Raw genomic sequence first — 22,146 nt, 5'->3', positions numbered from 1 at the left:
AATAGTATAACGGATGATCCGCCATGGCTCCCGCCCAGCGCCTCGATATCACCTACCAGACGCTCTATTCCGAACTTGTCCAGCGCAGCCTCGACGAGAGCTTCACCTCCGAGTTCTCCGCGAACGGCAGATTCGTGGCCGTCGAGGTCAAGGGCAAGAAGTATTGGTACTTCGACACGCCCAAGCCCGAGGGCGGCGCTCAGGATCGCCGCTACGTTGGTCCGGTTGACGATCCCGAAATCACCAAAAGGGTCGAGGCGTTCAAGGATCTGAAGGCCGATCTGAAAGGACGCCGGCGTCTCGTTTCCACACTGACGCGCGAGGCCCACCTGCCGCGCCCGCTGCCCATGACTGGCCAGGTGGTGGAAGCACTGGCGAAGGCCGGCTTCTTCCGTATGAGGGGCGTGCTCGTCGGAACCGTTGCCTACCAATGCTACTCTGCCGTGCTTGGTACACGCCTTGATGCGGTCGCCATGCAGACCGGCGATGCCGACTTTGCGCAATTCCACGAAATTTCGGTGGCTATCAAGGATTCTATACCACCCATCCTGGAGGTGCTTCGACAGGTCGATCCGACCTTTCGCGAGATTCCGAGCCAGGCAGATGGCAGGGTCTCCACCCAGTTCGTCTCGAGGGGCAAATTCAAGGTGGAGTTCCTGACGCCCAATCAGTGGTCCGACGATCAGGCAGGCAAGCCAGTGCCGATGCCAGCGTTGGGCGGGGCGGCGGCACTCCCGCTCCGCTTCCTCGACTACCTGATCTACGAGCCCATCCGCGCGGTGCTGCTGCACGGTGCAGGCGTGCCGGTCCTCATCCCATCACCGGAGCGATACGCCATCCACAAACTCATTGTCGGATCCCGCCGGAAGGAGGATCGCGACGCAACCGCAAAGAGTTCGAAGGACCGGCTTCAGGCCCGGTCAATCATCGAAGCGATGATCGCGAACCGGCAGCACGCTGATCTTGCCTCGAGCTTTACGGAAGCCTGGGACCGCGGCGATCACTGGAGGGCAGCGATCCGCACCAGCATCGCGACCTACGACGACGGCTTCCAGAATTCGTTCCGAACCGAACTTGCCAAGGGCGTGACCGAACTCGGCTCCAAGCTCGCCGATTACGATCTTGCAGAGAAGCCAACCGATACCGCTACGCTCCGCCCAAAATGACAGGCGGATTACAGGCCCAGCGCAGCGGTCCGAGCTGCCGTCGGTAGATTGACTGAGTGGCCTCAAAATTCAGGATCTCGAATAGAATCGAAGGATCGCCGGTCGTGGAGAACCCGAGTCGCGACGTTCCGATCGGAATGTCCCAGCAATCCATTGTCCGCCTGGGAGATGCTGGAAGCGTAAGCCAGCGTTGTCACGCTGCTCACATTCTATTGAAGCGCTTCCTGACATGGGCTGACATTGCAGCGCGCATGATCACTTCAGTTCGCATTTGATCAGCGCGGATTTCGTTGCGAGCCACGATTTTTATTTCGATTGAATGTGCATCGTTCTCGTCCTTTTCATCGCGCTGTTCACGTCGCGCTGTGAATGGGGCAGGGAATGTTTCCGGCAAAAATCTATGTGGGACAGATCGCCGTTGTCTTCGGCATCGTTATCACCTCGGCGTGGGGCGCGACGCAGTGGACGGCCAGCGCGCTCGGCTATCAGGACGGCCTTGGCTCACCCTGGTTCACACTGTCGGGCTATCCGGTCTATCTGCCATGGCGGCTGTTCGAGTGGTGGTATGCCTACGAAGCGTACGCGCCCGAGATATTCGAGCGCGCCGGCGCCATGTCCGCCGGTGGCGGAATTGCAGGTGCGCTGTTTGCGGTTGTCAATTCAGTCTGGCGCGCCCGGCAAAATCAGCTGGTCACGACCTATGGCTCGGCTCGCTGGGCGACACATAAGGAAATCGCTGGTGCCGGACTGTTCCGGGCCAAGGGCGTTTTCCTCGGTCGCATCGACGACCACTATCTCCGCCATGATGGTCCAGAACATGTGATGTGCTTTGCGCCGACGCGCTCGGGCAAGGGCGTCGGTCTGGTGCTGCCGACCTTGCTTTCCTGGACCTCGTCGGCCGTGGTTCACGACATCAAGGGCGAGAACTGGCACCTGACAGCCGGCTGGCGGTCTCGTTTCTCGCACTGCTTGTTGTTCGATCCGACCGACACACGCAGTGCCCGGTACAATCCGCTGCTCGAGGTGCGCAAGGGCGCTGCGGAAGTCCGCGACGTTCAGAACATTGCCGACATCCTGGTTGATCCTGAAGGCGCGCTTGAGCGCCGTACCCATTGGGAAAAGACCAGCCACGCGCTGCTCGTCGGCGTGATCCTTCACGTTCTCTACGCCGAGGAGAACAAGACTCTCACCCGCGTCACCGAAATCCTCGCCGATCCCGCCCAATCGTTCGAGAAGACATTGCGGATCATGATGGCGACCAACCATCTTGGCACGGCGGACGCACCGAAGGTTCACCCCGTGGTCGCGGCGACCGCGCGGGAATTGCTCAATAAGTCCGAGAATGAGCGCTCCGGCGTGCTGTCGACCGCGGTGAGTTTCCTCGGGCTTTACCGGGATCCAACCATCGGCCGCAATACCGAGGCCTGCGACTGGCGGATCGCCGACCTTGTTGCGGCCGACAGGCCAGTCACGCTCTATCTCGTGGTGCCGCCCTCCGACATCAGCCGCACCAAGCCATTGATCAGGCTGATCCTCAATCAGATCGGCCGCCGCCTTACCGAAACGTTGAACACAAATGAAGGAGCGCCGAGGCAGCGACAGCTCCTGATGATGCTCGACGAGTTTCCTGCGCTGGGACGGCTGGATTTCTTCGAGAGTGCGCTGGCGTTCATGGCGGGCTACGGAATCCGCGCCTACCTGATTGCGCAGTCGCTCAATCAGATCGTCAAGGCTTACGGCGAGAACAACGCCATCCTCGACAATTGCCACGTGCGGATTGCGTTCGCCGCTAATGATGAGCGTACGGCCAAACGCATCTCGGACGCACTCGGCACCGCCACGGAACTGCGGGCGCAACGTAACTATGCCGGCCATCGCCTCGCGCCTTGGCTCGGCCACGTCATGGTCAGCCGGCAGGAGACGGCGCGGCCGCTGCTGACGCCGGGCGAGGTGATGCAGCTCCCTCAGGGGGAGGCAATCGTGCTCGTGTCCGGCCTTGCGCCCGTCCGCGCTCAAAAGCTGAGGCACTATGAGGACGCAAACTTCACCGGGCGGCTGCTTCCGACGCCGCGGCTTGATGCCGGCCTTTACGCTGATCGCCCACCCTCGAGAGCCCATGATTGGCAGGACCAGCTCCGGCAGGTCGATCTCCGGCTGGCAACGCTTCCGTTCCGCGATCTGATGCAGGACGCCGAGGAGGAGGGCGGGCTCAAGCAGCAACTGCCCCTGTTCGATGAGCCTGCGCGTGGCGTCGGCGAGGCTTCTTCCGGCGAGGAACGTCTCTTTGAAGACGATTCCGACGCGGCCTCCGATCGCAGCCAGATGCAGCGCGCCGCCAGCCAGTCGGAAACGGTTCGCCGCGCCCATGCAGTCACGCGCGACGACGACGATCTGCTTCCAGCTTTTTGATGGACCAAGTCATGAAACCGAAACTGTCTGCCTATGTCTCTGATCACGTCGCCAAGCGTCTTGCGCAGGCAGCCAGCCGGCCAGGAACCAGCAAGTCGGCGATTGTTGACGCAGCCCTCGACCGCTTTCTCAATCCGGAGCGCGATCAGAGCGGCGATGCAGCCCTGGTGCGGCGCCTCGATCGTTTGAGCCGGCAGCTCGATCGGATGGATCGCGATCATTCGATCACGGCGGAAACCATTGCGCTATTTGTCCGCTACTACCTCACCATCACGCCGCCATTGCCGTCGGGTGACCAGAACGCCGCGCGCGCTTTGGGACGCGAGCGCTTCGAGATGTTCGTTGCCCAAGTCGGCAAACGCGTCGCCTCGGGCGGCCGGCTCGTGGCCGATGTGATGGACAGGGTCAGTACCTCCAATCCGGACCTGTTCTTGCGAAATCTGGAGGAGGGGGCGCCGTTGGGCCAGCCGACCGCAGGAGACAAAACCAACCCCCGTGCAACTGAAGCAACGGGTGAGCCGCCGGAGCATCCTCCGGAAGGACGAGAGGAGGTCGGCTATGTCTGATCTCCTCTCGCCCGAAACCCGTGAGCGCCGCCGCAACATGCTGCGTACTGCCATGGGCCCGGCAATCGCACTAGCGCTTGATGAGCCGGACGTTGTTGAAGTTCTGGTCAATCCCGACGGCCGGCTCTGGCTCGACCGCCATGGTTCCGGACGGGCCGACACCGGCGTGGTCCTGACGCCGCACGAGGCCGAGCGGATCATCCGTCTCGTTGCAAGCCACGTCCGCGCCGAGGCCAGCGGATCGTCTCCGATCGTCTCTGCCGAACTGCCCGAAACCGGCGAGCGCTTCGAGGGGCTGTTGCCACCGGTGGCGCTCGTGGCCTGCTTTGCCATCCGCAAGCCCGCAACAACCACGTTCCACTTGTCAGACTATGTCAGAGCGCAGATTGCCTCGCCGGCGATGGCAAAAATCCTCACCGAGGCTGTCGCAGAAGGGCGCAACATCCTGGTCGCTGGCGGGACCGGTTCGGGCAAGACCACGCTCGCCAATGCGCTCCTGGCCGAGGTCGCAAGTCTCGACCAGCGCGTGGTCATCATCGAGGATACCCGCGAACTTCGATGCGACGCCAAGGATGCGGTCGCGCTGAGGACCAAACCCGGCGTCGCAACGCTTGCCGATCTCGTGCGGTCGACCCTTAGGCTGCGCCCCGACCGGATTGTGGTCGGAGAGGTTCGGGGAGGGGAAGCCCTCGACATGCTGAAAGCCTGGAACACCGGCCATCCCGGTGGAATAGCAACCGTGCACGCCAACTCCGCGCGTGCGGCACTCTATCGGATCGAGCAACTGATCCAGGAAGCGGTAACGACCGTTCCCCGCCGGCTGATCGCAGAAGCGATCGATCTCATCGTCTTCATCAAGGGACGGGGCCCCGGACGCCGCATCGAGACAATTGTTGAGGTCAAAGGCCTCGATCTTTCAGGCGACTACGTCCTGGAGATACCGCCCGGCCTGCCGACCCCCGCCAATCATCCCTGAACAGGACCTGGAGAGAGTTCATGACGTTCAGACTGCAAGTATTAGCCGCGAGTGGTTGCCTTGCACGGCTTCGCTATGTTGCCCAACCTGTCATCGTCGACATCGGCGCCGGCGCCATTGTCACGTTCCTGACGACGTCGGCCGCTTGGGCGGCGGGCTCCGGCATGCCGTGGGAAGCGCCGCTCGAGCGCATTCTGGAATCTGTGCAGGGGCCGGTCGCAAAGATCGTAGCTGTCATCATCATCACGGTGACGGGGATCTCGCTCGCCTTTGGCGATACGTCCGGCGGCTTCCGAAAAATGGTCCAGGTCGTGTTCGGCCTGTCCATCGCCTTTGCGGCCAGTTCGTTTTTTCTGTCGTTCTTCTCGTTCGGCGGCGGAGCGCTGATCTGATGCGGCGGGAGGGCTTTGAACTCGTTCTTCACCGCTCGCTGACCGAACCTATCCTGATTGGGGGGGCCCCGCGCGCTGCCGCGATCCTGCTTGGCACGGTTTCGGCTGTGCTCGCGCTCGGCTTAAGGCTCTGGCTCGCGGGGCTCGCGCTCTGGATCGTAGGGCACGGCGTCGCCGTCTGGCTTGCCAAGCGCGATCCGGCCTTTGTGGAAGTCGCTGTCCGCCACACCAAACACAAGGGATGGCTCGCATGCTAAATTTGCGCGAATTCCGCTCCCACGCACATCGGCTGGCCGACTGGCTGCCCTGGGCCTGTCTGGTTGCGCCCGGAATTGTCCTGAACAAGGACGGCAGTTTCCAGCGCACGGTTCGTTACCGCGGTCCAGATCTCGACAGCGCAACCGAAGCGGAACTGATGAGCGCTGCGTCCCGCGTCAACAATGTCCTGAAAAGATTTGGCTCTGGCTGGGCGCTGTTCTTCGACGCCACCCGCATACCCGCCTCGGACTATCCGCGGTCGCAATTTCCCGATGCGGTGTCCTGGCTGGTCGACGAGGAGCGACGCGCGTCCTTTGAGGGAACGGCTGATACGGCATGGAGTGACCCCTCCCGTCACGGGGGCCAACATTTTGAGAGCGTCTCGCATCTCACATTCATGTACCTGCCGCCGGTCGAGCGGGTCTCGAGGCTGGAGGCTCTGTTTCTGGAAAATCCGGGCAATCAAACGGCCGGCCCGAAGCTGTTGTCTCGCTTATTTCGGCGAGAGCAGGCCACTCGCTCGCAGCTCGTGGCCGACCACGATGCGCCGGGACATAATGGCGTGAGCGATGGTCAGCCGGCGCAACGCGCAGCGCGGCCGGACCGCGCGGGCCCGTACCAGGAGCATCTCCAGCGCTTCATCCAGGAGACCGATAGGGCGATCGATCTGCTCTCGTCGGTTCTGCCGGAAATCGCAGCACTCGACGACAAGGACACGCTGACCTATCTGCACAGCTGTGTCTCGACGAAGCGGCATCCCGTCAGTGTTCCCGAGATTCCGGCCTATCTGGACGCATTCCTGAGCGATGAGCCGCTGACCGGCGGTCTCTCACCAGCGATCGGCCGCAGCCACCTTCGCACAGTGACCGTTCTGGGCTTTCCGGCCGTCACGTTTCCTGGGGTACTCGACGATTTGAACCGGCTTGGCGTCGCCTATCGATGGGCGACGCGCTTCCTGCCGCTCGACCGGACGCAAGCCCAGGCAGCACTTTCCCGCTACCGGCGGCAATGGTTCGCTAAGCGCAAATCCCTGGGCGCCATCCTGAAGGAGGTGATGTTCAACGAGCAGGCAGCCTTGCTCGACACCGACGCCGACAACAAGGCAGTCGACGCTGACGCGGCGCTCCAGGAACTCGGCGATGATCTCGTGGCATTCGGATACATCACGACGACGGTCACGGTTCACGACGAAGATTCCTACGCCGCCGACGAAAAGATTCGCGCGGTCGAACGAGCCATCAACAGCCGCGGCTTCACCACGATCCGGGAGAACGTCAACGCGGTGGAAGCCTGGCTCGGCAGCCTGCCGGGGCAGGCCTACGCGAATCTACGTCAGCCGATCGTCCATACGCTCAACCTCGCTCATATGTGCCCCTTGTCTGCCGTTTGGGCAGGCGAGGCGCGCTGCGAACATCTGGATGGACCGCCGCTTCTCCTGGCAAAAACCAAGGGCGCGACGCCGTTTCGCTTGACGCTGCATGTCGGCGATGTCGGCCACAGCCTGATCGTTGGGCCAACGGGCGCCGGTAAATCTGTCCTTCTGTCGGTATTGGCTCTTCAATTCCGCCGCTATCAAAGATCTCAGCTCGTGATCTTCGACAAGGGTCGTTCGGCCCGAGCGGCAACGCTTGCGCTCGGCGGCGCCTGGTATGAGTTGGGGGTGAAGGGCGGACTAGCGTTCCAGCCACTCCGCGATGTCGACGACGAGGGAGCGCGGCTCTGGGCGCTTGACTGGTTGTGCGGCGTTCTTGCCCATGAACGGGTACTGATCACGCCCGAGGTCAAGGAGACGATCTGGTCGGCCTTGAAGTGCCTTGGGTCGGCGCCAGTTGCCGAGCGCACCATGACCGGGCTTGTGGCGCTGCTCGCACGCGACGCACTGCGTCAGGCGCTGACGCCTTATACGCTGGAAGGCCCTTACGGGCGCTTTCTTGATGCCGACGCGGACAGGCTGTCCAGCGCCGATGTGCTGACGTTCGAGATGGAAGAACTGATGGCGCTGCCTGGATTGGTGGCGCCCGTGCTGACCTACCTGTTTCATGCACTCGAGGCGCGATTTGATGGTCGTCCGACGCTTCTGGTCCTGGATGAGGCGTGGTTGTTCCTGGACGATCCGTTATTCGTCGATCGCATCCGCGAATGGCTGAAGACGCTCCGCAAGAAGAACGTCGCCGTGGTCTTCGCGACCCAGTCGCTCAGTGACATTGCCGACAGCCAGATTGCGCCGGCGATCATCGAGTCCTGCCCAACCCGGATATTCCTGCCAAACCCTCGGGCACTAGAGCCAGCGCAGTCGGAGACCTACCGCCGTTTCGGCCTTAACGACACGCAAGTGCGCCTGATCGCGGAAGCCTTTCCGAAGCGGGACTACTACCTGCAATCGCGCGCCGGAAATCGCCTGTTCGAGCTTGGGCTCGGTCCAATTGCGCTTGCCTTCGCGGCGGCTTCATCGCCCGATGATCAGCGCCTGATCGAGGCGCTACTTGCCAAATTCGGCCACAGCCAATTCGCGGAACACTACCTCGCCGCCCGAGATCTTCAGTGGGCGGCCAATCTGATCAGCACCTTCGAACATGTCAGGGACGCGTGATCCCACGCGTTTACTGCAATCCCTTCCCTCTCATCCGGAGTTCATCTGATGCTGGAAAAGCTATTCGGCAGAACCGTTCCACGAAAAGTATCGACCAGCGTCGTCGCAGTCGGACTGGCACTGGTCGTTGCGGTCAATGGTTCGCGACGGCTTGGGGCGCAAATCGTGGTGTTCGATCCGTCGAACTACAGCCAGAATATTCTGACCGCCGCGAGGACATTGGATCAGATCAACAATCAGATAAAGAGCCTTGAAAACGAAGCCCAGATGCTGATCAACGGCGCGAGAAACCTGACGAGCCTGCCGAGCAGCGTCGTTGGCCAACTCACTTCGAAGATTAACGAGATCAACAACCTGATCGCCCAGGCCAAGGGCATCTCATTCGACGTCCAGAAAACCCAAGGCGACTTTGAGCGGTTTTATCCTCGCCAATATACCGCAGCTGTGTCCTCAAACCGGATGGTGCAGGACGCGACAGCCCGCTGGGACAACACTTATCAGGCGCTGAAACAAACGCTGGTCACCCAGGCGATGATTGCCTCCGCGCTCGACCAGGACGGGCAGACGCTCCGTACCCTGATGGCGAATTCTTCGGGCGCCGTCGGGTCCCTGCAGGCGCAGCAGTCCGGTAACGAACTGCTGGCGCTTCAGGTCAAGCAGTTGCTGCAGGCCCAGGCGCTCGGCGCGACGCAAGCTCGGGCCGAAGCCCTGCGAGCTGTCGAGCAGCAGGCCTCCGCGGAGGCCGGGCGCGAGCGCTTTACCCGGTTCATTGGAGACGGTCGCGCTTACACCGGCGGACGCTAAAGGAGGGGGACCATGGCTGATCTCGCGGTCATCGACCGTTTCACCGATACATTCTCGCGCTATATCGATTCCGGCTTTGGAATTCTCGGCGGCGACGTTGCGTTTCTGAGTTCAACGCTGGTTGTCATTGATTTGACGCTTGCGGGCCTTGCGTGGAGCCTGCGTGCCGACGATCACATCATGGTTACCCTTGCCAAGAAGGTGCTCTATGTCGGGGCATTCGCCTTCATCATTGGCAACTTCAAGTCGCTTGCCGGCATCGTCTTCAGTTCGTTCTCAAGCATCGGGTTGAAGGCAAGCGGCGGTTCGCTGAGCGCGGCGGATCTGATGCGGCCGGGCTTCGTGGCCTCGACAGGATTCACCGCAGCACATCCGCTGCTGGAGGAAACCGGCCAGTTCTCGGGCTTCGACATACTGACCAATCTGCCGACGATTCTGATCCTGCTGTTTTGCTGGATCGTGATCGTGCTCGCGTTTTTCATCCTCTCGGTCCAGCTGTTCGTCACTTTGATCGAGTTCAAGCTGACAACGCTTGCGAGTTTCATCCTGGTGCCGTTTGCCCTCTGGGGCAAAACGTCTTTCCTCGCCGAAAAGACGCTCGGCAATGTGATCGCATCCGGCGTCAAGGTGATGGTGCTTGCGATCATCATCGGGATCGGATCGACGATCTTTGGTGAGCTTTCCACGACGCTGACCCGGCCGGTCGATATTGTTTCCGCCATGAGCCTGCTGCTTGCCGCGCTCTCCTTGTTCGGGCTCGGCATATTTGGGCCCGGCGTCGCGGCGGGTCTGGTGTCGGGGGCGCCCCAACTCGGCGCCGGTTCTGCTGCCGGCACGGTTGCGGGCGCAGGGGCTGTAGCGATCGGCGGCGGTGCGCTGGCGCTCGGCGGGTTGCGGATGGCGGCGAGTGGATCGGTGGGCGCGCTCCGTTCCGCTGCGTCACTTGCTGGCACGTCTGCAAGCAAAGCTAGCTCGGCTGCAGATGTGGCAGCCACTCGCCAGGGTTCTCAGCCTGCGAAATCGGGCGCACCTGGCGGGCAAGAATCCGCTTCATCCAGCGGCAGATCGTCGGGTCTGGCCAGCCAATTCCGTCGAGGGCAGCAGATCAAGGATGCGGCGCGCGTTGCCAGTCAAACCCTGAAGGAAGGCGACAAAGGTGGACACTCTTCCGGTCCCAAGCTGGGGGAGGACTAAGGGTATGGCGTCTCATCCTTTCCACCGCCCATCGGTCCGCTATGGCAATACACCTGAGCCGGTCACGCCCTATCAGAAGGCGCAGCAGGTCTGGGACGAACGGCTGGGCTCGGCCCGCGTCCAGGCCAGCAACTGGCGGCTTGCTGCTCTAGCCGCTACAGCGCTTTCAACTTTGTTAGGTCTCACACTTTCGACGGTGATTGGCCGGTCCGGAGTAGTGCCTTATGTGGTCGAGGTTGATCGCCACGGCGAAGTGCGCGCTGTCGGTCCGGCATTTGCGACCTACCAGCCGTCCGATGCCCAGATCGCGCACTTTCTAGCGCGCTTCGTCGAAAATGTCCGCTCGCTGTCGATTGACCCGATCATCGTACGAACGAACTGGCTTCGAGCGTATGACTTTGTCACCGATCGCGGGGCGCAGGCTCTTAACGAGTATGCCCGCGAAGCCGACCCCTTCACCAAGATCGGCGCGAAAACCGCAACCGCCGACGTGATCTCGGTCGTCCGTGCATCCGGCGAAAGTTTCGAGATTCGCTGGAAGGAGAATACCTACGAGAACGGCGCGGTCGCAAAGACCGAGCGCTTCACCGGCGTCGTGACAGTCATCCTGAAACCTCCAACCAGCGCCGAGACGTTGCGGAAGAATCCGCTCGGTCTCTACGTTCATTCCCTCAACTGGTCGCGCGACCTGATCGGAGACGCAAAATGATGTCCTTTGCCATGAAGAGCCGCGCGTCCGTAAGCATCCTTGCGCTGGCGCTCGCCCTTGGGGGCTGCGCCACGAAATTGAATCTCGAGGCGCCGTACGACGAAATGACGTTTGAGAAGGCTCTTCCAGAGGCTGATCCGCCCAAGCCGGTCGAGGTTGTCGAGGTACCCAAGGTGTTGCCGCTGCCCGGTCAGCTCAAGCCTTGGCCGACCAAAGGCGTCAAGGGAGAGAAGGTTCCGCCGGAGCAGGCGATAGCCACTGCCAACAAGGCCGCACGGATCGAACCGACCCGGGCCGGTTACATCAATGCCATTCAAGTTTATCCGTGGACCGAAGGCGCGCTTTATCGGCTCTACACCAGCCCGGAGAAGGTCTCCACCATCGTGCTGCAGCCAGCCGAGGAACTGATCGATGTCTCGACTGGCGACACAGTGCGGTGGGTCATCGCTGACACCATAAGCGGGCAGGCGGGCACACGGCGGGTTCATATCCTGGTCAAGCCGACGCTGCCGGATATTCAGACCAATCTCGTGGTGTTGACCGACCGGCGCACCTACCACCTCGAACTCGTGTCCACCAAGCAAACCTACATGGCCTCAATCTCATGGACGTATCCGACCGACAGTCTGGTCGCACTTCGCAAGCAGAACCAGGCGGCGCAGGAGACTGAACAACGCGTCGCTGATCGCGGCGTGCGGCTGGACAGCTTGAACTTCCGCTATCGGATCGAGGGGGACGATCCGCCGTGGCGGCCGCTTCGCGCCTTCGACGATGGCCATAAGGTCTTTATTCAGATGCCGTCGGGTCTATCGCAAGGCGAAGCGCCGCCCCTGTTCGTCGCCGGCGCCGATGGCCGGCCTAACCTCGTCAATTATCGCGTGCGAGGCTCCTACTACATCGTCGACCGGATGTTCGGCGCCGCCGAGCTCCGCCTTGGCGAGAATCCCCAGCGCACCGTCCGGATCATTCGCACCGATGCGCGCCCGGTCTCACAGATCTTCAGCACCGGAGGCGCATCATGACCGAGGATTCCGACAAGGTGCCACCGGAACGGCTGGAATTGCGGGCACGGCCGCGGCCGATCCGCCGTCTCAACAAACGCACCCTGATGATTGGCTGCGCGGTCGCCGCGTTGTTGATCGCGGGGGCGACGATCATTGCGCTCAGTCCGCCTCGGATGTTCAAACCCACCGAACGAACTGAATTGTACAATACCGACCGCAAGCAGACTGCTGACGGGCTCACCAAGCTGCCTAAATCCTATCAAGACTTGCCGCCGAAGCTCGGCCCACCTTCGCCCGGCGATGTCGGTCGCGCCTTCGCCGAGAGTGAGAAGAAACTGGGGGCAGGACCATCGGAAACGCCGTTCCAGGCCAATCCGGAGCAGGATGTTGAACGGGCTGAGCGCATCCGCCAGGCCCGTATTGCGCAGCAGGCCAAGGAGTCGGGCCTCCTATTTCGCCTGTCCGACAAGCAGGACCGGCGCAAGCAGCCGGTGGCTGCGGTCGCAACCACTGAGCCATCTTCGGCATTTCGTCCGGCACTCGCGGATAACCCTCCGACGACGGCTGATCTCCTTGCAAGGGCCCAGGGCTTGAATGACCGCTCCGGCGAAATTATTCCATCGTCCCAGGCGCGCAAGCTCGCCTTCGTTAGCGCCAAAGCCGACAAGGAAACCACCAACCCGCACGCCCTCGCAGCCGCGCCGTCGCCTTACGCGATCATGGCGGGATCCATCATTCCGGCGAGCCTGATTACTGGTTTGAATTCTGATCTGCCAGGATCGACGATCGCGCAGGTAACGGAAAACGTTTACGACACCGTGACTGGCGAGCATCTTCTGATCCCGCAGGGGACGCGGCTTTTTGGCAAGTACGACAGCGTTGTGGCCTTCGGCCAGAAGAGGGCGCTGGTCGTCTGGACACGGCTTATCCTGCCAAACGGAAATTCGATCGTGATCGAGAACCTCCCGGCGACCGATGTCGCGGGCTACGCAGGTCTCGAGGACGAGGTGGATTTCCATACCTGGCAGTTGCTCAAGGGGATTGGCCTGGCGACGCTTATTGGTGTTGGGACCCAGCTCTCGCTCGGCAGCGACGAAAGCGACCTGGTCAAGGCGCTGCGCGAAAGCGTTCAGCAGACGACCAATAGGGCAGGTCAGCGGCTCATCGAACGTGAACTCGATGTACAGCCCACCATCACGGTGCGGCCAGGCTGGCCGCTGCGTGTAATTGTTTCAAAGGATCTGGTGCTGAAGCCGTATCAAGACATTCAGACGGCGGCCAAGGCGTAGTGCCGATGAAGCTTTCAAAACTGCCCGACCGCACCCCGGTCAAGCTCAGCACGACGTTAACGCCGAACCTTGCGGCGCGGCTTCGCGACTACGCCGATCTCTACGCAGAGACCTACGGTACACGGGAAGAGGTGGCCGATCTCGTACCGTTTATGCTGGAGGCGTTTCTTGATGGTGATGCGGATTTCAGGCGAGCCAGCCGGGCAGGCGGCGCAAAGGACCCGATGATTGGTACGCCCCGACGAAGTCTCAATAATCAGTCTACCGAGAAAGAGCCGGGGGAAAGCTCCAGCAAGAGCAAGGAGCCATCCTACCGGCCCCACTAACAGGGAGGAGGCGACCCAGAGATTTCCGTCATCTAGACCGGAGTGATCGGTTCGCTTGATATCTGGCTGATGGCATTCTTCACGAGACTGATAGAACACTCAAGTCGCTGCAGGAGGGCATTTAGGTCTGAAACAGTCGCTTCTTCCATCCGAAGATTTTCAGTATTTACGGCTCTTTGAACTAGAACGTCGAGCGACTCGACGTTGGTCGACGGAACTAGGGTGGTGCCCGCAGCATGTAACAACAGTGGAATTACCGTTCCGTCCGGGCAAATCCTCACGGTTAACGAAGCTCTCGTCAGCACCGTTTGCTCTACGATTTGGATAGGCAGTTCGACCGTTGAGACGCAATCGCTGACTCCGGCGAGACGGTATCCAAATCGATAGGTATCCCCCGCAACTTCCGCGAACGGCTCTAGCCGTACTATCTCAAGACCATTCATACGGATACTGCCTCTGCAATTCTCTTTGTTGAGTATACTCAATTGAGGAGTATGCTCAACAAGAAGCATGCCGTCTTTCATGGACGGAATGCGAGACATTGTTGCAAAGAACCTTCGGCGGCTTCGGCATGAAAAAGGCTGGAGCCAGGAGGAACTCTCATTTCGAGCGAAGGTAGATCGAAGCTATATCAGCCAGCTGGAGACCAGCACCTACAGTGCTTCGGTTACCATGCTTGGCAAGCTTGCAAAGGCGCTGGGCGTGGACGCGGGCGACCTACTAAAGCGATGATTTGAGCCGCGTGCGGGCGGGGATCGTGGATCCGGCGCAGCGGAGCGAGCAGTTTCTAAGGAACTGGCGCGCGCCAAAAGTCTCCAACCTTGTTCGCGAATATTCTCGTTTTGTGGAGACAATTACCGGGAGATCACTTCGATCATAACTGTCGCCGATGAACGCAGTCGGTTTTGGCACTGATAAGGTTTTGAGAGAAAGCTTATCAGTTCGCGTTTGGCCCGATGTTTTGATTGACGTTAGGGTGGGCACATGAAAATCGTTGGCTTAGTCAATCAAAGGGGTGGCACAGGAAACCGATGCCGGTCATCCTGACCACCGACGAGGAGCGGGACGTCTGGATGCACGCCCTGTGGGACGAGGCGAAGGCTCTGCAGCGACCGTTGCCGGATGACGCGTTGAAGATCGTCATGCGTGGTGCTGACAAGGAGGACAAGGTGGCATGACCAAGCAATACGAGACTGCCCGCATGCTTCTGCCGGTCATTGTTTCCGCCGCAGCTTCCCATCAGTTTCTTACTTATCAGACCGCAGCCGAAAGCATTGGGCGGCCCAGAAATCACGCTCGCGCCATAGCGCAGGTGTGTAACTTGCTAGATGCTGCAGCAGCCTTAGCGGACGTGCCGCTGCTCGCGCTCGTCACGGTGTTGGATTCGAATAACAAGGTCAACCCGAATGCTTGGACCGCCGATTATATCGAGCCAGGAATAAGGGAAGGCATCATCAAGCGTTCATTAGGGCACACTTTTACCAACGCAGACTTCAAAGCAATCGCTTTGGCGCTGGAGCAATTGAAGGACAAAAGTGGTGAGAGTGCCTGGAAACATCTCGGCGTATTCATGCCATCGGCTGAACGCAGGCGACGTTTAGCAGGATTGGATAGCGTTGCGTTCGACGATGCCATTGACGACCTCGGAACCGACGACCCGGCGTATACCAACTATACCGGTAAGCGATATGCGCGTGATCCACAGGTCAGGGAAGCTGTTCGAATGCGAGCCGCTGGGAAGTGCGAGTTTTGCGGAAAGCTGGGCTTCAAGTGTGCGAACGGGGCGCGATACCTGGAGTGCCATCATATTCTGGCCCTAGCAAACGACGGCGCCGACAGGATGACCAATGTCATTGCCATCTGCCCTGGTGAGCACCGCGAGGTTCACTTTGGGGAGCGCCGCGATGAAATGGAAGCCGAAATGATGGCCAAAGTCAAAATAGTAGAAGCACGTCGCCTGAAGGCGACTGTGTGAGAGATGCGCGCAATGCTTGCCAAGCTTGACGTAGCACGGCGCAAGCTGGGGACGGCCATGGAGCTGTTTCTGCGCGACAAGGATCCGGTATCGGTGCAATTCCGGGCTTGCGGTGGTGCCGAGCTGATTGGGTCGATTGCCCGGGTCAGCAGGGGCATAGCCTGACCGGAGGCGCGCTAAGGCGAAACAATGACGCGCAAACTCGCAGCCGCTGTTTTCTTCAGGTATAACTCCGTCGTCCCGAGGAGCAGCAGCGCATCATCGTTGAGAGCAGCTGCAGATGCACCCGGCTGCGCGATGATGACTTCAAACTCGACCGTTGCGCGACGGGATTTGTCCCTGAAATAGGCTAACTGCTTGATGTCGCCTTTGAGGAAGCGCGTGTGGCCATCCTTCATCCAGAGTTCGTGGCGGCGCTTGAGATCATTGTAGAGCCGCAACATCCCGTGGTGCTTGACAGTCACACTTTTCTGCGCCTGTCCGCAAAGCACATAAAAATTCTGGATATCCTGCGAAATGACGCCCTTGTAGGCGTTTTTGCAATGAATGAGGCAGAGGCGGATGGTCTTCTCGTCAGCCTCTTTCAGGCCGACGAGGTCGGCTGCTTCACCCGAACCGTCGTCGTTGAAGACCAGGTCAAAATCGGCCTTGAGGCGTTGGAAGGCGTAATGCTGGATGGTGTTGGCGTCGCGGGATTTGCCCATGGATTCCCGGTTCAGCGGGATATTCTTCCAGGGCCAGGTTTCGAGTCGCGCTGCTGGGAAACGGCCTGCGTTCAGGCTGGTCGGGATGTGATAGCAATTGTAGGAGTAGGTCCCATCAGCGTACCTTACGACAAATGGATCGACCGCGAGATGCTCGTCGAGCGGCACGACCTCCTTGTTTTTCTTTTTGAAGCCGACATCTGGCCCCGAGACCTTCGTATGTCGGTAGCCGGCCGGAAAGCAGTTCGAAATGCTCAACCGGTAGGTAGCGCTCAACGTCTCTGACGAGAGCCGGATATCGATCGACCCATCCTGCTGGACCGCGGCAACCTCCAGATCGACCAGGTACAACGGAATGCTCGTCGTGCCGAAAAACACGAACTGATCCGAAAAGGCATTCTGGGCGTGCTCTCCCCACTCGATTGCGATCGGATAGGAGTTGTGCGGTGATGTCAGCCGCAACGGCCTCAGAAAGTCTTCGGTGATGTTGGGCGCGGATGCCTTCTCCGCGGAGACTTTCTGCCAGGTCCTGCCGCACCATTCCACCCATTCGGCGAGGGTGCCGGCCCGCTGCTGCCAGACCTTGCCTTTGCGCTTGGCACCGCCCCACAGCACGCGATCGCCGTTCTCATACCCAATACAGGCGATGTTGTTCAGCTCGGACTCCGCCTTCTCAATGCTGGCCAGGCCCTCCGTGACGTTTGGTCCGAAGTAGGACGTGAAACTGATCGCGCCGACGCGCGACGACCCCAGGCTCTTGGCCAGTGGTAGCTCCACGTTGTTGAGAATCTGGAATATCGGCGTGCCGGAGAGCAAGCGGGTGTTGTCGCCGGTCACGATCGCGGCCAGCTGCTCGGTGCGCAAGGCTTCGTAGTCACTCGCGTAGATGAACAGGGCCTGGTTTGCTTGGTCCCACCGCATCACCAGGAGGTAGTAGTTGGTCTCCTCAAGGGTTTGATAATTGCCCCAGTCCACCGGCTCTTCACGGTGGACGACCGCCACCATCAGGTTTTGGGCTTCGTCCAGTGCGTACCAGCTCTCGTCCCTTGATTTCAGCACTTGCGTGTAAAGGGTCGGCGACAAGGCCAGGCAGCGTGTGCGGTAGATCTGAGTAGAGAAGCGGGGCCGCAGGTTCCAGAGCGACAGCTGATTGTGGAGGGTGCCTTTGCTTTTGAGCCCAGCCACGACATCCTGGAGCCGCAGTTCTTGCTCGATCCGTTCCTCGCTGAGCCGCTTGATGATTTTGTCCCAGTCGGCTCCTTCCGCGTAAAGGTCGCCCAGCTTTCTTTCGGCCTCGGGGTCGGCGATGTTGGTGACAACGGTGGCCTCACCGATCGTCTTGTCGTCGCCTTTGCGGGTGATGCGGCCAATGAACTGCAGCGTGACGGCCAAGGACTTGTGGGTATCGTGCAAGGCAGCAATCTTTAGGTTCGGAAGGTCTACGCCTTCGCCCAGCATGTCGACGCAGACGACGATCCTGGACCCGTTGACGCCCCGGTCATAAAGCTGCGCCATCGACTTTGCGTTCCCCGTCTTGCGGCCGGGGCCCGAATAGACCAGCACGGGCTTCATTTCCGGTGCGAGCTTGCGGTAGTGCTTCCACACTTCCTCAGCGCGTTCCTTGGTCCGGGTCCGCGCCATCAGCAAGTGGTCCAGGCCCAGCTCCTTCCGGTCACGTCTCAGGACGGCAACGGCTTCGGCGACGATCTTCTGATCGCGCGTCGATTGGTCGCCATACTCTTCGACACTTCTGAGGTTGATGGGGCGGTAGTAGCCCGCCTCCTGCGCATCGCCGAGCTTGAAATTGAAAATGATCTTGCCGTCGACCTTCCTTTCATCGCGACGGAATGGTGTCGCGGTGAACTGGATTATCTTCTTCGCTGTGAAGCGGTCCCGCACCTCGCTCCAGGTCGCCGCGGTGATGTGATGGGCTTCATCGACGACCAGTGTCGAACAGCCTTCCAGCAGCCGGCGCAGCGCGTCAGGGGCCGATGCCTTCAGGATGTCGGGAGTGGCGATGATGACGTTCGATGCATTCACGATGGCCTCGGCGTGGCCCACCGTGCTGATGCCCTTCGTAATCTTGGTCACGAACGGCCGAGCAACTTCAACGGGTATGGCGCCAGCGGCAGGTAACACGCCCAGGGTCGAGAACTTGGCGCCGATCTGGTTTCGCAGGATCGAACTTGGCACCAGGACGAGCATTTTGCGCTCGCGTCGGTACACGAGGTCGGCAAGCATGGTCTCGGTCTTGCCCGTTCCCGTGGGCAGGACGACGGTGGCGGGCTCGAACTCCCTGCCCACTGAGAAGTGCGCCGCGATGGCGTGCAGGGCGCCGATCTGCGGCAGACGCAAACCGGGATGGCCGTGGTCGAGATCCTCGACGGCGAAAATGAAGCGGTTTCGCCAGGAATCCAGCACCTTTTCGGGGCTATCGGCCCACGTCTCCAGGGCGCCAAGCCGGTCCCATGTCAATTCGAGCGGAGAGGATGACTGCTTGTAGTCTTCGGGGTCCACAGCGGTCAGCACGGGCAGGGGAGTGGTGACACGGTGCACCTTCGGAAAGCGCACCAGCATCTCATCGAAGGGAGCGCTCAGCTTCGTTTTGATGAGGTCGTGCCCGGAATGCTGCGATTCGAAAAAGTCGGCCGAAACCACCGCTTGCTGAAAAGCGCTCTGAGTGATGGTGTTTTTCCCGGCGCTCAGCCGACGTTCAGGCGTGGCCAGCAGCCGGACAGGCCGCGTCCATTTTCTAAATAAACTCATAATATGTTGGCAGCCCCGAGACTGCTTTCCTCAGCCATTTCCGATTCCCCGGCGATAGAATACACCGGAAAGGGAGTGCGGGCGAACGAGCATCCTCAGGCTGTGGAAGGTGCGCGACCGCAGTCGCGTGGTAGCCTGAAAATAATCAATTTAGTCAGCTGGTTACGTGGAGTGTCGGCCAATTGTCGGCATTCTGTCGTGTTCGACCTCGCCGCGCGCGCCTATGTTGTTCGCACAGGAGGACTTCATGACAACCACTTTGCTTGACCCCAAACTTCTGGGCCTCTGGGCGCGCTGTGTTCGCGAAGCCCAGCATCTATCGCAAGAGGCGCTGGCCGAGGCCGCCGGCATCACCGTGCGGACTGTGCAACGCTTCGAGGCCGGCGAGACTGTCCAGATCGGCTCGCGCCGCAGTCTGGCCAAGGCGCTGGGATACGGCGACCAGGACATCTTCGACGATCCGAAGTTTGCCGCGACAGTGCTTGGCTTCTTCGATGACCTGAGGGTCATCCAGCAGAAGCAGGTCGATGACCAGCATCCCGACCAGACGCGCCTCGCGGCGCAGCTCGTCAGCTCTGGAGAGGAAGCCATCCGGTTCGCCCAGGGCAACGACGCGGCCTTGTTCGACATAAGCCCTGATCTCAACCGCGAGACCAAGGAAATCGCCGCCACGTTCGCCGACTATGTGCGCGACGTAGGCGAGCTCGATGATCTCTCCGCCGCCAGCAGCCTGACATTCGCCAACGAGCTCGATGATATGCTCAAAGCCCTGAAGGCCGAGGGCGCCATCGTCTACACGGCCAAGTATGACCGCAAATTCGTTGGTGAGAACTGGGCCGACAAGACTCCGATGTCGATGACCCTGAGCTACCTGGTGGTCGTCCCGGCGACCAAAAAGCTCGAACACCTCTATGTGCCGCGCAAGACCAAGCTTTTCTAGCGGAGGCGGGGGGCAAGCCGCCAAGCAAGTTATGGAAAGCGCTTTCCAGACGTCGGGTTTGGCGTCCGGACAAGGTGTGACTGAGTTTTGCGGTTCAATCTCGGCATTCTTTCCTTGGTGTCGGCCTATCCTGTCCGGCTGGGTCGTGTGATAGGGCCGGAATTCATGCCGCAACAGACCACACGCACATTCCAAGGGCCCTCGGAGTCTTCACCTGCCAGTTCGACTGAAGCCGCGGGCTTCATCGGAAACCGGGGGATTCCCAGGTCATAATGCCCAAAATCGCTGCTTCCGACTTGACCCTCCAAATTTCCTTGTTCTAATTTTGTTCTAATGGCGGTAGGGCGATTCTGCCGGCGCTAGCCTTTGCTTGAATGACAACAGCAGCCGCCCAGATCCGGACAGGAACCATGCACGAGATCATCTGTCCCCACTGTGCCAAGGCCTTCAAGGTCGATGAGTCAGGTTACGCGGATATCCTAAAGCAGGTCCGTGATGCCGATTTCGCACAGCAGCTCCACGAACGGCTGGAATTGGCCGAGCGCGACAAGCTGAGCGCTGTTGAATTGGCCAAAGCCCAGGTCAGCGGCGATTTGCAGAAGACCGCGGCTGCCAAGGACACCGAAATCCACGAGTTGAAGTCCAAGCTGGAGGCGAGTGAGGTCTCTCAGAAGCTCGCGGTTACCGAAGCACTCAGTGCGGTCGAAAAGGAGCGCGACACGCTGGCGAACGCGCTCGCGCAAGCGGAACGGGAGAAGAAAGCTGCATCAGAGCTTGCCGAGGCACTCCTGGCCGGCGAGCTGCACAAGATCTCGGCTGCCAAAGAAGAGGAAATCCAACAGCTGAAGGCTAAGCTCCAGGCCGTCGAGCTGGAGAAAAAGCTCGCCGTGACCGAAGCCGTCGGTGCCATCGAGAAAGAGCGCGATGAACTGAAAAACGGCATCAAGCAGATACAGCTTGAAAAGCAACTCTCTGAGCAATCGCTCAAGGACAAGTATGAAACCCAGATCAAGGATCGTGATGACGCGATCGAGCGCCTCAAAGATATGAAGGCCCGTCTCTCAACCAAGATGGTTGGTGAGACCCTTGAGCAGCACTGCGAGACCGAGTTCAACCGGGTGCGGTCGATGGCGTTTCCGCGAGCCTATTTTGAGAAAGACAACGACGCCCGGACCGGCAGCAAGGGCGATTACATTTTCCGCGACTCGGACGAGGCTGGCACCGAGATCATCTCGATCATGTTCGAGATGAAGAACGAGAGCGATAGAACCGCGACGAAGAGTAAGAACGAGGACTTCCTCAAGGAACTTGACCGGGATCGCACCGAGAAGGGCTGCGAATATGCCATCCTGGTCTCGTTGCTCGAACCCGACAGCGAACTATACAACACGGGTATCGTCGACGTCTTCCACCGTTATCCGAAGATGTATGTCATTCGGCCGCAGTTCTTCCTGCCGATGATCACGCTGCTGCGGAACGCCTCTCTAAATTCCCTGAAGTACCGGACCGAGCTGGCGCTCGTTAAACCTCACGGATCATTGATGCGTTCTGCCTAGGTCGGAGATCGGGAAGACCTCTCAATGCATCCTCATCGCGAAGCGGCCTTCTCGTCGCGACGGGACTCGTCATTCAGGTAGCGCAGCGGCAAGCCGTTCACGAGATTGCAGGCTACGCGGTAGACCTCGTGTGTGCCAGCTTCCCGAAGCGCTCGTTGATCGGCTCGGCCTCAGAACCGCACGGCGGCATATCCGAAATGATCGGATAGAGATTACCGGCGGCATCGTGCGAAACGCCAGGAATATTCGATAATTGCAAGTTTTTTGCCTCCGATAGCGGGCTCTTTGGGACCACAACACGTTCGCGAGGATGGCGCGCCCGAGAAGCATCGAACCTGGCCACATTCACTGATAAGCCTTTGTTAGAAACCTTATCAGTGCCAGAATAGGTCCGTTGCGACCATTTATTGGTCACTCGCAATCTCTACGCAGCCCTTTTAATTGCACGGTCGCTCGCGTTAATCCGTCGCCTGGCTCGGCCATATCTTCGATTCAGCGCCGGCCTTCCGGCGCCGAACCTTA

General features: G+C 60.2%; 20 protein-coding genes and 1 pseudogene. 19 read left to right on the top strand and 2 right to left on the bottom strand.

From position 1 onward, the window contains the following. Nucleotides 1-23: 23 nt before the first annotated feature. The 13 genes from CQ13_RS08150 to CQ13_RS08090 all read left to right on the top strand — a co-directional run bounded on the left by CQ13_RS08150 (nucleotide 24) and on the right by CQ13_RS08090 (nucleotide 13,683). Nucleotides 24-1,166, top strand: coding sequence for a nucleotidyltransferase family protein (locus CQ13_RS08150; protein WP_057842469.1), 1,143 nt, complete (start codon nucleotides 24-26; stop codon nucleotides 1,164-1,166). Nucleotides 1,167-1,547: 381 nt separating this feature from the next. Further along, nucleotides 1,548-3,575 carry a conjugal transfer protein TraG gene (locus CQ13_RS08145; protein WP_057842468.1) on the top strand — a complete coding sequence of 676 codons (2,028 nt, stop codon included), beginning with the start codon at nucleotides 1,548-1,550 and terminating at the stop codon, nucleotides 3,573-3,575. An 11-nt stretch (nucleotides 3,576-3,586) separates the two neighbouring features. Beyond that, entirely contained in the window at nucleotides 3,587-4,141 is a 555-nt protein-coding gene (locus CQ13_RS08140; protein ID WP_156433571.1) for a CopG family transcriptional regulator, read from the top strand. Next, on the top strand, nucleotides 4,134-5,117 hold the full coding sequence (gene trbB / locus CQ13_RS08135; protein ID WP_057842466.1) for a P-type conjugative transfer ATPase TrbB: 984 nt from the start codon (nucleotides 4,134-4,136) through the stop codon (nucleotides 5,115-5,117). The genes CQ13_RS08140 and trbB overlap by 8 nt, the downstream gene beginning before the upstream one ends. Nucleotides 5,118-5,137: 20 nt before the next feature. Next, the gene (locus CQ13_RS08130) at nucleotides 5,138-5,509 is read left to right on the top strand and encodes a TrbC/VirB2 family type IV secretion system protein (RefSeq protein WP_063800047.1); all 372 of its coding nucleotides are present in this window, start codon (nucleotides 5,138-5,140) and stop codon (nucleotides 5,507-5,509) included. Then, nucleotides 5,509-5,766, top strand: a complete 258-nt coding sequence (locus CQ13_RS08125; RefSeq protein ID WP_057842465.1) for a VirB3 family type IV secretion system protein — start codon at nucleotides 5,509-5,511, stop codon at nucleotides 5,764-5,766. The genes CQ13_RS08130 and CQ13_RS08125 overlap by 1 nt, the downstream gene beginning before the upstream one ends. Then, complete coding sequence (gene trbE / locus CQ13_RS08120; RefSeq protein ID WP_057842503.1) at nucleotides 5,760-8,357, top strand: conjugal transfer protein TrbE; 2,598 nt, start codon at nucleotides 5,760-5,762, stop codon at nucleotides 8,355-8,357. The genes CQ13_RS08125 and trbE overlap by 7 nt, the downstream gene beginning before the upstream one ends. A gap of 48 nt (nucleotides 8,358-8,405) precedes the next feature. Beyond that, nucleotides 8,406-9,161 (top strand): P-type conjugative transfer protein TrbJ, encoded by a 756-nt coding sequence (gene trbJ / locus CQ13_RS08115; protein WP_063800046.1) that lies wholly within the window; start codon nucleotides 8,406-8,408, stop codon nucleotides 9,159-9,161. Nucleotides 9,162-9,173: 12 nt separating this feature from the next. After that, a complete protein-coding gene (gene trbL / locus CQ13_RS08110; protein ID WP_057842464.1) occupies nucleotides 9,174-10,355 on the top strand; it encodes a P-type conjugative transfer protein TrbL in 1,182 nt (393 codons plus the stop codon). Between the two features lie 4 nt (nucleotides 10,356-10,359). Continuing rightward, entirely contained in the window at nucleotides 10,360-11,064 is a 705-nt protein-coding gene (gene trbF, locus CQ13_RS08105; protein WP_057842463.1) for a conjugal transfer protein TrbF, read from the top strand. Then, nucleotides 11,061-12,086, top strand: a complete 1,026-nt coding sequence (gene trbG, locus CQ13_RS08100) for a P-type conjugative transfer protein TrbG (RefSeq protein ID WP_057842462.1) — start codon at nucleotides 11,061-11,063, stop codon at nucleotides 12,084-12,086. Before trbF ends, trbG begins: the two co-directional genes overlap by 4 nt. An 86-nt stretch (nucleotides 12,087-12,172) precedes the next feature. Further along, nucleotides 12,173-13,357 (top strand): TraB/TrbI/VirB10 family type IV secretion system protein, encoded by a 1,185-nt coding sequence (locus tag CQ13_RS08095; protein ID WP_347337017.1) that lies wholly within the window; start codon nucleotides 12,173-12,175, stop codon nucleotides 13,355-13,357. Between the two features lie 5 nt (nucleotides 13,358-13,362). Then, entirely contained in the window at nucleotides 13,363-13,683 is a 321-nt protein-coding gene (locus CQ13_RS08090; RefSeq protein WP_057842460.1) for a DUF2274 domain-containing protein, read from the top strand. A 32-nt stretch (nucleotides 13,684-13,715) separates the two neighbouring features. Here the strand turns inward: CQ13_RS08090 and CQ13_RS08085 are convergent, their stop codons facing one another. Next, a complete protein-coding gene (locus CQ13_RS08085) occupies nucleotides 13,716-14,207 on the bottom strand; it encodes a hypothetical protein (protein WP_156433570.1) in 492 nt (163 codons plus the stop codon). Here CQ13_RS08085 and CQ13_RS08080 point away from each other — a divergent pair. The 4 genes from CQ13_RS08080 to CQ13_RS42670 all read left to right on the top strand — a co-directional run bounded on the left by CQ13_RS08080 (nucleotide 14,194) and on the right by CQ13_RS42670 (nucleotide 15,823). Then, on the top strand, nucleotides 14,194-14,415 hold the full coding sequence (locus CQ13_RS08080) for a helix-turn-helix domain-containing protein (protein WP_312010565.1): 222 nt from the start codon (nucleotides 14,194-14,196) through the stop codon (nucleotides 14,413-14,415). The two genes, CQ13_RS08085 and CQ13_RS08080, sit on opposite strands and share 14 nt — an antisense overlap. A gap of 299 nt (nucleotides 14,416-14,714) precedes the next feature. Further along, complete coding sequence (locus tag CQ13_RS44290) at nucleotides 14,715-14,861, top strand: hypothetical protein (RefSeq protein WP_197427274.1); 147 nt, start codon at nucleotides 14,715-14,717, stop codon at nucleotides 14,859-14,861. Then, on the top strand, nucleotides 14,858-15,658 hold the full coding sequence (locus CQ13_RS08070; RefSeq protein ID WP_057842457.1) for an HNH endonuclease: 801 nt from the start codon (nucleotides 14,858-14,860) through the stop codon (nucleotides 15,656-15,658). Before CQ13_RS44290 ends, CQ13_RS08070 begins: the two co-directional genes overlap by 4 nt. A gap of 12 nt (nucleotides 15,659-15,670) precedes the next feature. After that, on the top strand, nucleotides 15,671-15,823 hold the full coding sequence (locus CQ13_RS42670) for a hypothetical protein (protein ID WP_156433569.1): 153 nt from the start codon (nucleotides 15,671-15,673) through the stop codon (nucleotides 15,821-15,823). Nucleotides 15,824-15,834: 11 nt separating this feature from the next. On the opposite strand, the gene CQ13_RS08065 is transcribed toward CQ13_RS42670, so the two are convergent. Next, on the bottom strand, nucleotides 15,835-19,128 hold the full coding sequence (locus tag CQ13_RS08065) for a DEAD/DEAH box helicase (RefSeq protein WP_057842456.1): 3,294 nt from the start codon (nucleotides 19,126-19,128) through the stop codon (nucleotides 15,835-15,837). Nucleotides 19,129-19,375: 247 nt separating this feature from the next. Here CQ13_RS08065 and CQ13_RS08060 point away from each other — a divergent pair, with 247 nt between their 5' ends. Together CQ13_RS08060 and CQ13_RS08055 are read left to right on the top strand one after the other, a co-directional pair. Further along, complete coding sequence (locus CQ13_RS08060) at nucleotides 19,376-20,068, top strand: helix-turn-helix domain-containing protein (RefSeq protein WP_197427273.1); 693 nt, start codon at nucleotides 19,376-19,378, stop codon at nucleotides 20,066-20,068. Nucleotides 20,069-20,478: 410 nt separating this feature from the next. Continuing rightward, a pseudogene (locus CQ13_RS08055) lies at nucleotides 20,479-21,594 on the top strand (DUF2130 domain-containing protein); the annotation flags it as partial. Between the last annotated feature and the right edge of the window lie 552 nt (nucleotides 21,595-22,146).

Source organism: Bradyrhizobium retamae (assembly GCF_001440415.1).
Lineage (GTDB): Bacteria > Pseudomonadota > Alphaproteobacteria > Rhizobiales > Xanthobacteraceae > Bradyrhizobium > Bradyrhizobium retamae.
Note: the sequence above shows the minus strand (reverse complement) of the source record. Positions and strands in the feature narration are given on the sequence as shown.

Coding starts and splice junctions, on each gene's coding strand:
- CQ13_RS08145 (WP_057842468.1), top strand. CDS start 1,548: ATGTTTCCGGCAAAAATCTATGTGGGACAGATCGCCGTTGTCTTCGGC.
- trbJ (WP_063800046.1), top strand. CDS start 8,406: ATGCTGGAAAAGCTATTCGGCAGAACCGTTCCACGAAAAGTATCGACC.
- trbG (WP_057842462.1), top strand. CDS start 11,061: ATGATGTCCTTTGCCATGAAGAGCCGCGCGTCCGTAAGCATCCTTGCG.
- trbB (WP_057842466.1), top strand. CDS start 4,134: ATGTCTGATCTCCTCTCGCCCGAAACCCGTGAGCGCCGCCGCAACATG.
- CQ13_RS08085 (WP_156433570.1), bottom strand. CDS start 14,207: ATGAAAGACGGCATGCTTCTTGTTGAGCATACTCCTCAATTGAGTATA.
- CQ13_RS08095 (WP_347337017.1), top strand. CDS start 12,173: ATGATTGGCTGCGCGGTCGCCGCGTTGTTGATCGCGGGGGCGACGATC.
- CQ13_RS42670 (WP_156433569.1), top strand. CDS start 15,671: ATGCTTGCCAAGCTTGACGTAGCACGGCGCAAGCTGGGGACGGCCATG.
- CQ13_RS44290 (WP_197427274.1), top strand. CDS start 14,715: ATGCCGGTCATCCTGACCACCGACGAGGAGCGGGACGTCTGGATGCAC.
- trbE (WP_057842503.1), top strand. CDS start 5,760: ATGCTAAATTTGCGCGAATTCCGCTCCCACGCACATCGGCTGGCCGAC.
- CQ13_RS08065 (WP_057842456.1), bottom strand. CDS start 19,128: ATGAGTTTATTTAGAAAATGGACGCGGCCTGTCCGGCTGCTGGCCACG.
- trbF (WP_057842463.1), top strand. CDS start 10,360: ATGGCGTCTCATCCTTTCCACCGCCCATCGGTCCGCTATGGCAATACA.
- trbL (WP_057842464.1), top strand. CDS start 9,174: ATGGCTGATCTCGCGGTCATCGACCGTTTCACCGATACATTCTCGCGC.
- CQ13_RS08125 (WP_057842465.1), top strand. CDS start 5,509: ATGCGGCGGGAGGGCTTTGAACTCGTTCTTCACCGCTCGCTGACCGAA.
- CQ13_RS08060 (WP_197427273.1), top strand. CDS start 19,376: ATGACAACCACTTTGCTTGACCCCAAACTTCTGGGCCTCTGGGCGCGC.
- CQ13_RS08080 (WP_312010565.1), top strand. CDS start 14,194: ATGCCGTCTTTCATGGACGGAATGCGAGACATTGTTGCAAAGAACCTT.
- CQ13_RS08140 (WP_156433571.1), top strand. CDS start 3,587: ATGAAACCGAAACTGTCTGCCTATGTCTCTGATCACGTCGCCAAGCGT.
- CQ13_RS08070 (WP_057842457.1), top strand. CDS start 14,858: ATGACCAAGCAATACGAGACTGCCCGCATGCTTCTGCCGGTCATTGTT.
- CQ13_RS08130 (WP_063800047.1), top strand. CDS start 5,138: ATGACGTTCAGACTGCAAGTATTAGCCGCGAGTGGTTGCCTTGCACGG.
- CQ13_RS08150 (WP_057842469.1), top strand. CDS start 24: ATGGCTCCCGCCCAGCGCCTCGATATCACCTACCAGACGCTCTATTCC.
- CQ13_RS08090 (WP_057842460.1), top strand. CDS start 13,363: ATGAAGCTTTCAAAACTGCCCGACCGCACCCCGGTCAAGCTCAGCACG.